Source organism: Arthrobacter sp. efr-133-R2A-63, assembly GCF_030209795.1.
Classification (GTDB): Bacteria; Actinomycetota; Actinomycetes; order Actinomycetales; family Micrococcaceae; genus Arthrobacter; species Arthrobacter bambusae_A.
Genome location: NZ_JARVRG010000032.1, coordinates 13,423 through 28,393, shown reverse-complemented (window position 1 = coordinate 28,393; position 14,971 = coordinate 13,423). Strand labels below are relative to the sequence as shown.

Below are 14,971 nucleotides of genomic sequence, written 5' to 3'. Positions count from 1 at the left end.
CCTATCGGCCAGAGAATCGAAGACTATGCGATGATCGGGGACCTGCACACCGCGGCCCTGGTCAGCACGACGGGCTCCATAGACTGGCTGTGCCTCCCACGTTTCGATTCGCCCGCGTGTTTCGCCGCGCTCCTGGATTCACCGCAAGCAGGGCGCTGGCTTTTGGCGCCTGAGGCCGGGGGAATCTGCACGCGCCGGCAGTACCGGGACGGAACCCTCATCCTGGAAACAGACTGGGAAACCGAGGAGGGGCACGTCCGGGTCATCGACTTCATGCCCCCGCGCGACGCCGTCGCGGACATCGTGCGGGTTGTTGAAGGGATCCGCGGGACGGTCAAGATGCGCGGCGAGCTGATCCTGAGGTTCGACTACGGGCACGTCGTGCCTTGGGTGCGCCGCGACAGGCATGGCCTCCGCGCCGTTGCCGGTCCGGACTCCGTCTACCTCAAGACCCCGGCGCCGTTGAAAGGCAAGGACTTCACGACGGTCAGCGAATTCACGGTGAACGCCGGCGACCACATCCCCTTCGTGCTGACCTGGGCTCCGAGCCACGAACGGCGGCCACGCACGGTCGAGGCAGATATCGCGCTCGACGACACCGCGGCGTTCTGGATGGACTGGTCCAAGCGTTGCACCGTCCGGGGGCCTTACCGGAAAGCCGTACTGCGTTCCTTGATCACGTTGAAGGCCCTCACCTACGCGCCCACCGGGGGCATTGTTGCCGCCGCCACCACCTCGCTGCCCGAGCAGATCGGCGGCCCGCGGAACTGGGACTACCGCTATTGTTGGCTCCGTGACGCCACGTTGACCCTCCAGGCCTTCCTCGCAGCGGGCTATACCGAGGAGGCCGCCGCGTGGCGGGACTGGCTCCTGCGTGCTGTGGCAGGCGACCCGGCCGACCTCCAGATCATGTACAGCCTGCACGGACGCCGGAGGTTGCCTGAGGCGGAGCTGACCTGGCTTTCGGGGTACCAGGGGTCGACGCCGGTGCGCACCGGGAATGCGGCAGCGGAGCAGCTTCAGCTGGACGTCTGGGGAGAAGTCCTCGACTGCCTGTCCCTGACCCGCGCATCGTTGATGAACGTCGGCGATGAGACCTGGGCAATCCAGACCGCCCTGATGCGCCACCTTGAGAGCACCTGGGACCAGCCGGACAACGGGCTCTGGGAAGTACGCGGCCCGCGGCGGCACTTCGTGCACTCCAAGGTGATGGCCTGGGTTGCAGCTGACCGCATGGTCCGCGGAATCCGTGAATCGGGGATGCCCGGCCCCTTGGATCGCTGGGAGGCTTTGCGGGACACCATCCATGACGAAGTCATGACCCACGGATTCGACGCGGACCGCAACACCTTTGTCCAGTCCTATGGGAGCAAGGAACTGGACGCGAGCCTTCTCCTGATCCCCAAAGTAGGCTTCCTGCCGCACGACGATCCACGCGTGATCGGCACCATTGACGCCATCCAGCGCGAGCTCACGGAAGACGGCTTTGTGCTGCGCTACCGTCCGCAGGACAGCGACGACGGGCTGCCGGGCAGGGAAGGAGTCTTCCTTGCGTGTTCCTTCTGGATGGTGGACGCGCTTTTGGGGGCCGGGCGCCGCGCGGAGGCGACGGCACTCTTCGAGCGGCTTCTGGCCTTGCGCAATGATGTGGGACTGTTGAGCGAAGAATGGGACGTCCAGGAGGGCCGGCAACTTGGCAATGTCCCCCAGGCCTTCAGCCATTTCGGCATGGTGCTCAGTGCCTTGCAACTTCACCACGGCAAAGCGCACCACAGCAATGTACCGATCGGCGGGGTCCCGCCGTCGGACACGTCGCCAGGGTCGCATGAATCGTAGCCGGCTTCAGGAGCGGCCTTGAGCTGAGGTTCCGGCGCGCTTGGGCCAGCGGAAGATCCGGCCTGCCAAGGCAAGCCCGGCCCCGAGGTTGAGCATTGGCAGGTAGGCCCGCGCCACGGCGGTTCCAACGGCAGGCAGGGACGCGGCATCGGGGTAGAGCATGTAGAGGGGCTCGTACCGGGGCCGGAACTTTGCCTTGAACGCCAAGAGGGACCTGAACCCGTACACCGGTTCCAAAGTCGCCCCCAACCAGTCGAGCAAGCGGTCGAGGTTGCCCGGAGGCCGGGATCGGAGCCTCGGGCGTGGCATCTCGGAAGGATCCTCTTCGACCCGTGCCAAGGGCGCACCGGAAAGGCTCACGAATTCGCATCCTTCATCCTTGAGGCTGAGGGCCGCGGAAGCGATGAGGAATTCGATGCTGGCACGGAAGCCGCCGCTGCGTCGTCGCATGAAATCCAGGGTCCAGCCCACGATGTGCCCGTTGCGGTAAACGGGCAACCAGGAGGTGACGGCGTGAACGGTGTGGCGCTGGTCGATTGCGAGCAGGCAACGCACTTCGGGGTCGTCGAGCTCGTCGAGGCTGCCTAGGGTGAAGCCCATTTCGGGCATGTTCTTGTCAGCCACCCATTCTTCGGAGATTTCCTCGATCTGGACCTGGACGGAGAACGGCGCCGAGGCGTAACGCGTCCATTCGTAGCGGATGCCCGCCTTCGAGGCATTGTTCAACGCCGTGCGGATGTCCTGGAACTTCTTCCCCTTGAAGGACACCGAATGCAAAGGCAGGATCGTTTCCTGGGCTACTTGTGCCGAGCTCCAACCGGAGGCATCAGCGTGGTCGCGCAATTCCTGGGGTACGGAGTAGAAACACGGCGTCCACCCATTGCCCCTGCAATAGAGGACAAATTCGTCGAAGACGGCCTTCATCTCGGATTTGGGGCCCACCGGGCCGCCGAGCGTGAGGGCGACCCCCGTGCTGACCCGGTAGGCGACAAAGGACTGCCCGGACGCTGAGAACCAGTACATGTTTCCCGGCCAGGTGGTCATCCAGGACAGCGAGCTTCCCTCCCACGTCTTGATGACCTTCCGGGCACGCTCCGTACTGGCGTCGTGCCGGGTGTGGGACTGGTGGAGGAAAGTCCTGAAGATCAGGACACCCGCGACGGCCCAGAAGACGACCCCCACGCCCTCGTACACGAGAACGGCGGCCGTGCCCAGGGGGAAGATGGCCGGGGGCACGTCCAGGACGAAGCCCAGCGGAAGGAAGCGGTCAGGGACATCCGCCAGTAGGTCCGGCAGCCCCGGAACAGGGGAGAATTCCCGGGCAAGGAAGAGCCCGGCGCCCACATAGACAACACTGAGCACGGCCGCCATCGCGAGAACCCTGATGGCGAGGCGTCTGTAAGTCCCCTTCGGCGCCTTGACGTGAAACAGCTTCCGGGTTGCGAGCAGGATGATGGTCAACGCAAGGGGCAAAAGGAGGGGGAGTGCCAAGGTGAATGGCTGCGAGGAGGCCGAACCTTCGATTGCGACGATCCCCTCGCTCGCACCGGTGTCCGAAGTAGACGGCTGCAGGACTCCGGCGAGTGCAATTCCGGCCAGGACGGAAAGGCCCACCTGGATCACGAGCGTCCCCACCCATGCAAAGCGCCGTCCACGGCGGAGGCCCTCCGCAAGCAGGAGCAGGAGGAAGGACGGAAGGATGGCCATGAAGATCCCACCGGCGCCGGCGCGCAACTGCAGCTGTGCGACGGCACAGTCCTTCGCTTGCGCCGGATCCGAACAGAGGCTCTGGAGTGTCTGGGGATCGACAGGTTGGATGTTGGTAAACAGGAAACGCAGGATGGACAACGGTCCCACCGCATGCGGGATCAGGCCGGCGACCACCGGTCCGATCGCCGATGCGGCAATGAGCAGCGAGAGCAGCACCCGGCCTTCGTGCCGGGAACTGACCGGGCGCGCGAACCGCGGCCGACGGCCCATCAGGAATGGACCGAGAGCCATGCCCGCACCTGCGGCGCCGAGCCTGACCAGATCCGCAAAGCCTCCGCTGTACAGGGCCAGGAGAAGGAGCAGGGCGGAGACGACCAGCCGGATGCGGCGCCTCCACAGGGTTGGCACGGACGCAGTTCCCGCCATCGCCGTACCGATGATGAATGCACTCGGACCGAAGAAGAGGTGACTGCCTATCTCCTCGGTCCAGTTACCGAGCAGGCCCTGGGCCACAGCAAGGAATCCAAGGGCAATGCCGACGCCAAGAATCTGGCTGGAGACCGCAGCTATGGCGAACGCTCGCCGCCCCATTCGCCGTTCCAAAGGCACACCCAGCAGCAGCACCAACGCAGTATCCAGCACATAGCCCGTCAGATCCCTGGCCCAGGCGGCGGAAGCCACGATGGCCTCCCAGTGATCAGGCAAGGAGCGGGGGGTCAGGGCGACGTTGAGCCGCCACTGCGCGTCCGGTCCGGTGGCAAGACTTGAGGTCAGGACTCCCAATCCCCAGAAAACGATGACAAAGCCCAACGTGAGCTGCGCTGAGCGCAGCCTTCCCGTCCATGATCGCCGCAAGCGGACGTCCGGGACAGGTGGGGTTCCCGGCTTGGGCGCCGGTGCGTGCACGGGGTTCCTATCTGTGCGTCGGAAGGATGGGGGCGAAATGAAATTCTTCCACACCGGCCGTCCGACGAGGTTAATTCCGACGTCGCGGTGACCTTCCCGGTCCCGATCCAATAGACTCCGACGTAGGCAGGCCGGCGGCTCGCACCGTCACCCGCCTATGAGTAATGGAATGGTACTTCACCACCGCTAAACCGAACAGAAAGCAAGCCCGGTACAGGACGATGCACAAATCTCGCATATTCCGCTTCGCTGCATCCGTGATCGCCGCCGGAGTGCTCTTGGCCGGCTGTTCGCAAGCGGCCACCGTACCGTCCGACTCATCCGGCGGCAGGCAAACAGCGGCGCCGATTGCCCCCTCGGGGAGTCCGGCGGCAGCGGGCCAAGGTCCCAGGAAGGTTGATTCGGGGCAGGACCCGTCGAAGCTTCCCGTGGGGTCCTTGTACAAGAATCCCGGCGACAACCGGAACGAGATCATCCTCGCGGACGTCCGGCACACGGCCGTCCTGATTGGCGACTCACAGTCCCAGCCTGAAGGATCCTGGCCGCGGGCAGCCTTGGGCGCCATTGGCTACAAGGTGTACACAGTCGGTCGCGGCGGAACGGGTTTCGTGGCCGCCACGAGCACCACCGGCAACTATATCGATGCGTTGCAACGCGGAGACTGGGTACTGCCGTATGGGACGCCACCCCTGATCGTCCTCCAAGGCGGCGGCAACGATGCTTCCCGCAAAGTGAGCGATGAGCAGATCACGAGCAATGCCAACAGGCTCATTGCAGCCCTCAGGAAGAGGTATCCGCTGGCGAAGATTGCGATGATCGGAACCCTGGCAAGGGGTACCAACGCCGGCGGTGGCCGCCGTACGCAGGTTGACGCGCTACTGGGCACTATCGCGGCAAAGGCCGGAGCGACCTTCTTCAGCGTGGGCGATTGGATCACCAAATATCAGGTCGCCGGGGACCTGGTGGACGGCGTGCACCTGAATGCTGCCGGGCATGCCAAGCTCGCTGGTGTCCTGGCGGCAGACATGGCCGCGGCGGGACTTCGCTTGCCTGCGGATCCTGCCAACTGACCCGTCTCCACAGTCACGGACCTGCGCCAAGATTGACGCTGGCAGAACTTCGTGCGCCGGAGAACAATTGATCTATGGTCAGCTATTCAGCCCTTGAAGACGCGTCCAGCAAGAATCCGCATGACTGGGGCCGGGCGATGGCAACGGCGATGACGAAGCTCCTGGATGCGGCTCGGATTGACGGACGGCATTTTGAACACGAGTTCCTCTACGGCGAGGAACTGCGCCTGAGGATCGACGAGAACAACGGCGGAGCCACGGTCAAGCTCACGTGGACGCCCGCGGACCAAGAGCCCGAACAGGAGGGCAACCCCGGCTGAGCGCGCCCTTGGCGTACTGAGCTTGGGCGGCGGCTACTCCTTTGCGAGGGGCCCACGGTCGTCGCTTCCGAGCAGGCTCCGTGTGAGGGCTTCGCCATCGGCCATGAGCTGGCCCACCGCGTCGCCCAGGTGCGAATCGCCGGGAGCCTTGCCTGCCGCGGCGGCCGCTACCACCGAGCGTCGGATCAGTTCCTTGGCGAACGACGCCGTAGTGCCGGCTGTGTGGGCAGCGGCACCTTCGATCGCCGAAGGGGAGAACTGGAGTCCGCTCGAATACAGCTTCAATAGCTTCACCCGTTCGTGCTTGGACGGAAGGGGTATTTCAACCGCCAGGTCCACTCGTCCAGGCCGCTGGGAGAGTGCGCGTTCCAAAAGTTCCACGCGATTGGTGGTCAACACGAACGCGACGTCAGCGTCGTTGTCCAACCCGTCCATGGCGTCGAGCACTTCGAAAAGCAAAGGCCTGGGTCCGTGGCCGAAGCTGCGGTCCTCGGCGATCAGATCGCAGTCCTCCAGCACCACGATGGACGGCGCCAAGGCCCGGGCCATCTTGGCTGCCTCGGCAATCCTGGCGAGCGAACCGCCGGAGAGGAGTACCGCCGTCGTACCCTCGCTTTGGCTCAGCAGGTACCGGACCGTGTGTGTTTTACCGGTGCCCGGCGGCCCGTAGAGGAGGAGGCCGCGCTTGAGATGCTGTCCGTGCGCAGCCAAGATGGCCGATTGCCGGGCAATGCCCAGGGTGTGGCCCTCCACTTTGTCGAGGAGGCCGGCCGGAAGGACCACGTCGCTGCTGGCCAGCTCCGGGCGCCTGATGAAGGTCACCCCGCTGATGTTCGGCCCGTAATCGCTGACTGCGAGGGCGACGATCTGGCCTTTGAAAACACTCTGGCGTTCCATGTCGCGACGCACCTCCGCCAGAAGCCCGGATGCGACGGCAGGGCGGGTGGCCAGGACTTCGAGCGAGACAGTCTGCCGGTGTCGTTCCATCTTGGCCTCGCACTGGAGAACTGCCACGGGCGAGCCGCCATAGTTGAAAAGCCACAGTCCCAGCGCCACGGCCTGGCGCTGGGAATCCGGCCCCGTGGCCAGGTTGGTGTAATCCGGCTGGGCGATGGGAAAGCGGGGATAGCTCCGGGACTGCTGGAGCATATCGCTGAAGGACATATGGTGGCGTTGATCGCCACCGCCGATGCCTACCAGCCGATAGTCCGGATCCCGGCCGGCAAGCCTTTCCATGACGATGTCCACATCCACCAACCGGTGCGGCGGGATCTCCTCCGCCACCACGGATAGTTCATGTGCGGGCACGCCGAGATGCCCGGTCAGCGCCTGCAGCAGCTGCTCGGCGTCGGACTGGTCCAATCCAGACTGGGCCAATCGGGTCAGTGTTGCGAAGTCCTCGATGAATTTCCCCAGATTCTCATCCATGGTCAGACCCTAGCAGGAGGGGAATTGCATGGTCAGGGGCGCCGGCATCGGAGTGAATCAGCAGAGTCCGTTCATCGCCGCGATGGCCACCTCCCGGAGCTGTTCGAACTCCGGCTGGCCGCTCCCGTCGGTCGACTCAAGGTGCTTTTCCGTGTCGGAGGGATAGGCGAAGCTCATCGCTATCTGGCGGCTCCCGTCGCTCGTGGACAACGCGATGCTCGCAAACCAGGTGCTGCCCCCATAGCCGTAGTAGAAACCGTTGGTGCATTCGTCATTCCAACGCTGCAGCCCGAGTCCGTGGTCCTCCTGCCACATGGTTTGCATGTCGCGGAGGGTGTCCGCCGTCAGGAGGCGGCCCTGCATGAGCGCTGCGTAGAACGTGTTGATGTCGCCCACCGTCGAGATGACCCCCTCTGCGGGGGAAGCGATGAGATACTCCGGCTGCGAGGCGTTGATGCGCTCGCCGTCGATGAATTCGTAGCTCTGGATCATGTCGCGGGCATCGCGATCCGGCTCGGCTGCCAGCGAGGTGTGGCTCATTCCCAGCGGCGCGAAGATGTCCGAATTCAGGACATCGCCGAGTGGTCGGCCGCGGAGCTTTTGCAGGATCGCGGCGAGGACGAAGTAGTTGGCATCCGAGTAACGGAAGAGCTGGAAGTTTGCGTTCGCCCACGGCACCGTCCCGGCCATCCGGAGATAGTCCTGGATGCTGAACCTCGTGTCGATGGCCTGTTTGGGCGGCATGGACTTCAAGATGGCTTCCGGCGCATCGGGCAGGCCGGAACTGTGGTTCAGAAGGGAGCGGATGGTGACGGGGCCAGGCGGATGGTCGAGCTGCTCGAATTCCGGGAAGTATTCCGTGACGGGGTCCTCAAGGCCAAGCTTTCCTTCCTGGACCAGCTTGAGCACCGAGACCGCCACCATCGACTGAGTGATGCCGCCGGCCTGGATCCGGTCGGTTACGGCCACGGGTTCGCCGGTTTCGACGTCTTGGCTTCCATAGGCCTGGGACCATTCCCGACCCCGGACTTTGATCTGGACGACGACGGCCGGCGCACCCCGGTTGAGCATTTCATGCGCGAAGAAATCCGCAACAGGGGACTCAGGAAGTGCCGCCTGCGAATCGGATAGCGAAGTGTCCGCCGGGGGTTCGCTTGTCAGGGGGTAGGTGCAAGCTCCGGACACCAAGCTCAAAGCCAGGACCGCGGCGACCCGCGCTCGCCGCGACGTCCGGGAAGTCCGAGAGGCCCGCGCAGCCTCCATGGCTGCCTCCTGAAGCAACGCTGCAGGGCAACGGCTGGGCGCCCTTGCCCCCTAGCTTCGATCGTCCTCTTCCCAAGCGAGGGGGTCAACGCCGAGAACGCAGGTGCCCCCCAAACCCAACTGACTCGCAGTAGTTGTCGTTATGAGCGCTCATAACGACATTAACTGCGAGCCAGTTGGGGAAGCCGGAAGGACGAGTCCTAGGTCAGTTTGATCTGCCGGTTCATGTCCTTGTACAGCAAATAACGGAACTGGCCCGGACCGCCGGCGTAGCAGGCCTGCGGGCAGAAGGCGCGGAGCCACATGAAGTCGCCGGCTTCCACTTCCACCCAGTCATTGTTGAGCAGGTACATGGCTTTGCCCTCAAGCACGTAGAGGCCGTGCTCCATGACGTGGGTCTCCGGGAACGGGATGACCCCGCCCGGCTGGAACGTCACAATGTTCACCTGCATGTCGTGGGCCAGGTCGCTGGAATCCGTGAAGCGGGTGGTCTTCCAGGCGCCATCGGTGTCCGGCATCGCGGTGGGTTCCACCTCGGCATCACTCGTTACGAAGGACTTTGCCTCGTAACCCTCAAGCCGTTCGTAGGCCTTGCGGATCCATTGGAAGGAGACGATGTCGTCGGAGACGTTTTCCAGGCCCCAGGAGGCACCGGCGGCGAGGTAGGCATAACCGCCCTCCTCGAGCTCGTGCAGTTCGCCGTCGAGAGTCAGGTTGACCTTGCCCTTGGTGACGAAGACGACGCCTTCGACGCCGGCCTCGAACTCGGCCTTGGGAGCGCCGCCTCCCGGGCCGATCTCAACGATCAACTGAGAGAACGTGGTGGCGAATCCGGAAATGGGGCGGGCCAGGATCCAGGAACGGGTGTTGGAGAAGCCCGGCAGGGTGCTGGTCACGATGTCCGTCATGACACCCTTGGGGATCACGGTGTAGGCCTCGGTGACGATGGCCCGTTCCGTGGTGAGGTGGGTCTGCGGCGGCAGCCCGCCCTGGGGGTAGTAGTACTTTCCCATCATTGGATCCTTACTTGGAGGTGGTGTGTGCGAGCCGCGGATGCGCCAGTGCAGTCAGCCGGGGGAGTTCGACGCCGGCAAGCGCCAGCACTTCTTCGGAACCCACCGCTCCGCATTGGACGCCGCGCAGGACGAAGGCGGCCAGGGCGCGGGCGGTGGCGGGTTCGTCCATGACGCCGCCTTCGGTACGCTCCACGTAGTTGCGGAGGCGGGCCGCGGCGGCAGGCAGGCCCTCGCGGTAGAAGGCGTACGTTGCCGCGAAGCGACTCGGCAACTGGGCAGCGTGCAGGTCCCAGCCCTGGTAATAGCCGCGTTCAAGGGAGCGGCGGACCAAACGACCGTGCAGCTTCCACGCGTTTTCCACGTTGTCCCCCACAGGGATGATGTTGGTGGAGCCGTCGGAGAGCCGGATGCCCGTTCCCGCGACGGCCAGCTGCATGACTTCCTTGGCGAAATCGGCCACCGGGTGCTCCATGGACTGGTACTCCGCGGAAATCTGCAGCGAAGCGGAGTAGTCGTAGGTGCCGTAATGCAATGCGCTGATACGGCCCGGAACTGCGTGCGGAAGCCGGGCAACGGGGGAGGTCCCCTCCGGGCCGAGGATCAGCTGCGGCGTTTCCACCTGGACTTCGAAACGGAGCCGGCCCGCCGGAAGGGAGTGGATCTCTTCCAACCGGGACACTGCGAAGTCCATCGCCTGTACCTGGGCCACTGTGGTGACCTTCGGCAGTGTCAGGATAAGACCCTCGGGCAGTTCCCCGGCGGAGGCCAGCGTGGAGACGAACAGGTCAAGGGTCTTCAGGCCACGTGCCCGGGTGGGGGCCTCGAAGCATTTGAAGCGGATGCCGATGAACGGCGGGGCGGAACCCGCGGAAACGGCTTCGCTGACAGCCTGGGCCGCCGCTACGGCCGCGACGTCTTCCGCTTCGTCACCGCGGTCGCCGTAGCCGTCCTCGAAGTCGAGGCGCAAGTCCTCGATCGGTTCGCTGCGCAACTTGGCAGCCACACGGGTGGCGACGGCGGCAGCCAGTTCAGGCTCCTGGCCCAGAAGCGTGCCGAGCCTTTCGAGACCGCCGTGGGCCTCCGCCGTCGTGATCGCCTGAGCGCCCCATTCTGCGGAGAGCGACGGCGTGAAACGGTCCGCCGGGACGTACACGGTGTGCACGGGCTGGCGGGTGCCGTCGTCGCCAGGGTAGTTGCGTTCCAGCAGCTGGTCGGTCGCGGCCAGCTGGGAGTCTATCGCGGCGAGATCGGCCGCCGAGAAGGAGGATGCGGCCATTCCTACACCAGCTCGTAGGCGGGAGTGGTGAGGAAGTCCGTGTAGTCCTCGGACAGGCAGATGTCCGCGATCAGGCGGCTGGCCGGCTCGTAGAACTTCCCGAAGGTCTCGGCGTCGACCTCGCTGCGCAGGCGGTCGGTCTCTTCGCCCAGGATCTTGGTCACCAGTTCGCGGGTGACCGTGTTGCCGGTGTCAGCCAGGACGGACTTGTTGCGGATCTGCTGCCACACCTGGGACCGGGAGATTTCCGCGGTGGCGGCGTCTTCCATGAGGTTGTGGATGGCAACGGCGCCGCTGCCGGAGAGCCACACGGCGGTGTACGCGACGGCGACATAGAGGTTCAAGCGAAGCCCCGCCTCGGTCACGTGGCCACCGGCGGAGGAAATGTCCAGCAGTTGCTCGGCGGTCACGGAAACCTCGGGTCGCTGCTTGTCCAGCTGGTTCGGCTTCTCGCCCAGCACCGAGTCGAACACTTCGCGGCACGTGGAGACGAGGTCCGGGTGGGCCACCCAGGAACCATCGAAGCCGTCGTTGGCCTCGCGGGTCTTGTCCGCGCGGACCTTCTCGAACGCCTGGGCAGTAACCTCGGGCTCGCGGCGGTTCGGGATGACGGCAGCCATGCCGCCCATGGCGAAAGCGCCGCGCTTGTGGCAGGTCTTGACCAGCAGTTCCGTGTAGGCGCGCATGAACGGGGCCGTCATGACCACGGACGCACGGTCCGGCAGGATGAAGGACTCGCCGGCGTCGCGGAAGTACTTCACGATGCTGAAAAGGTAGTCCCAACGGCCGGCGTTCAGGCCGGACGCGTGGTCCCGCAGTTCGTAGAGGAACTCGTCCATTTCGAAGGCGGCCGGGATGGTTTCGATCAGCATCGTGGCGCGGACGCTGCCCTGCGGGATGCCGAGGTAGTCCTGGGCGAAGACGAAGACGTCGTTCCACAGCCTGGCCTCGAGGTGGCTTTCCATCTTGGGCAGGTAGTAGTACGGGCCGTGGCCGTTGAGCAGGAGCTGCTTGGCCACGTGGAAGAAGTGCAGGCCGAAGTCCACCAGCGCACCCACGGTGGGTTCGCCGTCGAGCAGCAGGTGCCGTTCGTCCATGTGCCAGCCGCGGGGGCGGGCGACGACGACGGCGAGCGGCGCGTCCGTGCGGAGCCGGTATTCCTTGCCCTCCGGGGAGGTGTAGCTCAGGGTGCCCTGGGCGGCGTCGCGGAGGTTCAGGATGGCATCGATGACGTTCGCCCACGTCGGCGTGCTGGCGTCTTCGAGGTCGGCGAGCCATACCTTGGCGCCGGAGTTCAGGGCGTTGATGGCCATCTTGGCAGGGGAGGCCGGGCCGGTCATCTCGACCCGGCGGTCCTGCAATGCCTTGGGTGCTTCGGCGACCTTCCAGTCGCCGTCGCGGATGTCCTGCGTTTCGGGCAGGAAGTCGAGGCGGCCGGTACGGGCCACTTCTTCGCGCTTGGCGACGCGGGCCGCGAGGAGTTCGGTGCGGGTGCCCGCGAAACGGCGGTGCAGTTCCTCCACGAAGGCCAGCGCCTTGGGAGTCAGGATCTCCTCGGCTCGTTCGATCGGCCGGGGGTCTGTGACTGTGAGAGCCATGGGATGGTCCTTTCCTAGAGAGCGCTGGTGGCCTGCGTTTGCTGCTGCCGCGCGTTTGCCGCGTTGGCTGCATTGGCTACGGCTGCGGCGACGTCGGCTGCAACGTGGGGGTCGAAGACGCTGGGGATAATGTAGCTCGCATTCAGTTCATCATCTGCGACCCGGTTGGCGATAGCCTCTGCGGCGGCCACGAGCATTTCCGGGATGATGTCCGATGCTCCGGCGTCGAGCAGTCCGCGGAAGAAGCCCGGGAAGGCCAGCACGTTGTTGATCTGGTTGGGGAAGTCGCTCCGGCCTGTGGCGACCACGGCTGCGTGCTTGGACGCGATCACCGGGTCGATTTCCGGGGTCGGGTTGGCCATGGCGAACACGATTGCGTCCTCGGCCATCGAGGCGACCTGCTCTTCGCCGATAACGTGCGGTGCGCTGACGCCGATGAACACGTCGGCACCCTTGAGGGCTTCGTGCAGCGTGCCGGAGAAGCCGGCCTCGTTGGTGTTCGCCGCAATCCAGGAACGGTGCTCGTCGTCGTACTTTTCGCCTGAGTGGATGGCGCCGGAGCGGCCTGCGGCGACGATGTGCTGCGCGCCCTGGGCCTTGAGGAGCTGGATGATCGCCGAGCCGGCAGCACCGACGCCGGAAACCACAATCTTGACCTCGGACAGCTTCTTGTCGACGACGCGCAATGCGTTGACGAGGGCCGCGAGGGTGACAATCGCGGTTCCGTGCTGGTCGTCGTGGAAGACGGGGATGTCCAGCTCGTCGCGGAGCCGCTTCTCGATTTCGAAGCAGCGCGGGGCTGCGATGTCTTCAAGGTTGATACCCCCGTAGACGGGGGCCATGGCCTTGGCGATCATGATGATTTCTTCAGTGTCCTGGGTGTCCAGGCAGACCGGCCAGGCATCGACGTTGGCGAACTGCTTGAACAGTGCGGCCTTGCCCTCCATGACAGGCAGCGCCGCGGCAGGGCCGATGTTGCCCAGGCCAAGGACGGCCGAACCGTCGGTGAGGACGGCGATCGTGTTGCGCTTGACCGTCAGGTTGCGTGCAGCGGCCGGGTCCTCGGCGATGGCGAGGCAAACGCGTGCGACGCCGGGGGTGTAGGCGCGCGAAAGGTCGTCGCGGTTGCGCAGGGCCACCTTCGGGACGACCTCGAGCTTGCCGCCCAGGTGCATGAGGAAAGTGCGGTCCGAGACGTGCTGGACCGTGACGCCGTCGAGCGCGTTGAGGGCGTCCTTGACGCGGTTGGCGTGGTCTTCGTCCGTGGTGTTGCAGGTGACGTCGACAACCAGGGTGTCGTGGTGCGACTCGGTCACATCCAGTGCGGTGACGGCTGCGCCGGCAGCGCCGACGGCTGCGGCCAGCTCGCTCGTAGCAGTGAAGCTCGACGGCGCGGCGACGCGCAGGGTGATCGAATTTCCGGGGCTCGGGTTCGCCATTGAATTTCCTCCTCGTACAAGGCCCGTGACGGGCCTCCGCTCAAACTGAATGTTTTCGTATTATGGATATTATTATCTACAAAGTGGAAACACAAGCCCCGCTTGGTGAGCGAGCATTCCGGCGTCGCGTGCTGTATCTTGAGTGTTCTAAGCAATTCTTTTCACGATGCGGATAAGAGTTGTCGGATTCCGAGCCATAGGAGACAACGGAATGGCTGAAAAGCCCTCGGGAGGCGTGCAGTCCGTCGAGCGCGTCTTCGAACTGCTGGAACTCATCACCGACGCCGGCGGAGACGTCACGTTGAGCGAACTGTCGTCGTCGACGGACCTGCCGCTCCCCACCATCCACCGCCTGCTGCGCACCTTGGTGTCCCTCGGCTACATCCGGCAGCTGCCCAATCGTCGTTACGCGCTGGGCCCCCGCCTCATCCGGCTTGGCGAAGGCGCCAACAAGCAACTCGGAGCCTTGGCCCGCCCCCAGCTGAAGTCCCTCGTGGACCGGCTCGGCGAAACGTCCAACATGGCCGTGCTGGATTCCGACATGGTCATTTACGTGGCCCAGGTTCCGTCGTTGCACTCGATGCGCATGTTCACCGAGGTGGGCCGCCGCGCACACACGCACGACACCGGCGTCGGGAAGGCTATCCTGGCCCAGCTCGACGACGAGGTGGTCCGCGGGATCGTGGCCCGCACGGGAATGCCGACCCCCACGGCCAAGAGCATCGGGGACATCGACTCCCTGCTCGCCGATCTCGACCGGATCCGCGAACGAGGCTACTCGATCGACGAAGAAGAGCAGGAGATCGGCGTCCGTTGCTTCGCGATGGCCGTCCCCAACGCTCCGACGCCTACCGCCATTTCCGTGTCCGGACCGGTGTCCCGCGTGGACCAGCACTTTGCCGACCGCGCCGTGCCGCTCCTGCGCGAGGCAGCCCTGGCAATCTCGGCCGAGCTGAACCAGAACTAACCCGTCCCGGACGCTCGCTCGCTCACCTATGTGGGGGTTCGGGCGGACGCTCGCTCACTTACGCTCCTTGAACAAGTTGCATCAACACAACTGCTCCCCGGAAATCGGAACTGAAATTCTCAGTCCAATTTCCGGGGAGCAG

Annotated in this window: 11 protein-coding genes; 4 read left to right on the top strand and 7 right to left on the bottom strand. The window is 64.8% G+C overall.

From position 1 onward, the window contains the following. Positions 1 to 30: 30 nt before the first annotated feature. Positions 31 to 1,836, top strand: a complete 1,806-nt coding sequence (locus tag QRN45_RS17770) for a glycoside hydrolase family 15 protein (RefSeq protein ID WP_241710310.1) — start codon at positions 31 to 33, stop codon at positions 1,834 to 1,836. A gap of 6 nt (positions 1,837 to 1,842) precedes the next feature. Here the strand turns inward: QRN45_RS17770 and QRN45_RS17765 are convergent, their stop codons facing one another. Continuing rightward, on the bottom strand, positions 1,843 to 4,452 hold the full coding sequence (locus tag QRN45_RS17765) for a bifunctional lysylphosphatidylglycerol flippase/synthetase MprF (protein ID WP_264636962.1): 2,610 nt from the start codon (positions 4,450 to 4,452) through the stop codon (positions 1,843 to 1,845). 221 nt (positions 4,453 to 4,673) lie between these two features. Here QRN45_RS17765 and QRN45_RS17760 point away from each other — a divergent pair, with 221 nt between their 5' ends. Further along, positions 4,674 to 5,522 (top strand): SGNH/GDSL hydrolase family protein, encoded by an 849-nt coding sequence (locus tag QRN45_RS17760; protein WP_264636961.1) that lies wholly within the window; start codon positions 4,674 to 4,676, stop codon positions 5,520 to 5,522. Between the two features lie 74 nt (positions 5,523 to 5,596). After that, entirely contained in the window at positions 5,597 to 5,842 is a 246-nt protein-coding gene (locus QRN45_RS17755) for a hypothetical protein (protein WP_241710297.1), read from the top strand. A 33-nt stretch (positions 5,843 to 5,875) separates the two neighbouring features. On the opposite strand, the gene QRN45_RS17750 is transcribed toward QRN45_RS17755, so the two are convergent. From QRN45_RS17750 to QRN45_RS17725, 6 genes are all read right to left on the bottom strand, one after another. Continuing rightward, positions 5,876 to 7,270, bottom strand: a complete 1,395-nt coding sequence (locus QRN45_RS17750; protein ID WP_284764176.1) for an ATP-binding protein — start codon at positions 7,268 to 7,270, stop codon at positions 5,876 to 5,878. 57 nt (positions 7,271 to 7,327) lie between these two features. Then, the gene (locus QRN45_RS17745) at positions 7,328 to 8,533 is read right to left on the bottom strand and encodes a serine hydrolase domain-containing protein (protein WP_284764175.1); all 1,206 of its coding nucleotides are present in this window, start codon (positions 8,531 to 8,533) and stop codon (positions 7,328 to 7,330) included. 200 nt (positions 8,534 to 8,733) lie between these two features. Beyond that, complete coding sequence (locus QRN45_RS17740) at positions 8,734 to 9,546, bottom strand: bifunctional allantoicase/(S)-ureidoglycine aminohydrolase (RefSeq protein WP_078107582.1); 813 nt, start codon at positions 9,544 to 9,546, stop codon at positions 8,734 to 8,736. Between the two features lie 10 nt (positions 9,547 to 9,556). After that, positions 9,557 to 10,825, bottom strand: coding sequence for a DUF6986 family protein (locus QRN45_RS17735; RefSeq protein ID WP_078107583.1), 1,269 nt, complete (start codon positions 10,823 to 10,825; stop codon positions 9,557 to 9,559). 2 nt (positions 10,826 to 10,827) lie between these two features. Next, positions 10,828 to 12,423 carry a malate synthase A gene (gene aceB / locus QRN45_RS17730; protein ID WP_241710300.1) on the bottom strand — a complete coding sequence of 532 codons (1,596 nt, stop codon included), beginning with the start codon at positions 12,421 to 12,423 and terminating at the stop codon, positions 10,828 to 10,830. 14 nt (positions 12,424 to 12,437) lie between these two features. Beyond that, positions 12,438 to 13,862, bottom strand: coding sequence for an NAD-dependent malic enzyme (locus QRN45_RS17725; RefSeq protein ID WP_078107585.1), 1,425 nt, complete (start codon positions 13,860 to 13,862; stop codon positions 12,438 to 12,440). Between the two features lie 211 nt (positions 13,863 to 14,073). Between QRN45_RS17725 and QRN45_RS17720 the strand changes: the two genes are divergently transcribed. Beyond that, positions 14,074 to 14,829 carry an IclR family transcriptional regulator gene (locus tag QRN45_RS17720; protein WP_078107586.1) on the top strand — a complete coding sequence of 252 codons (756 nt, stop codon included), beginning with the start codon at positions 14,074 to 14,076 and terminating at the stop codon, positions 14,827 to 14,829. Positions 14,830 to 14,971: the final 142 nt, after the last annotated feature.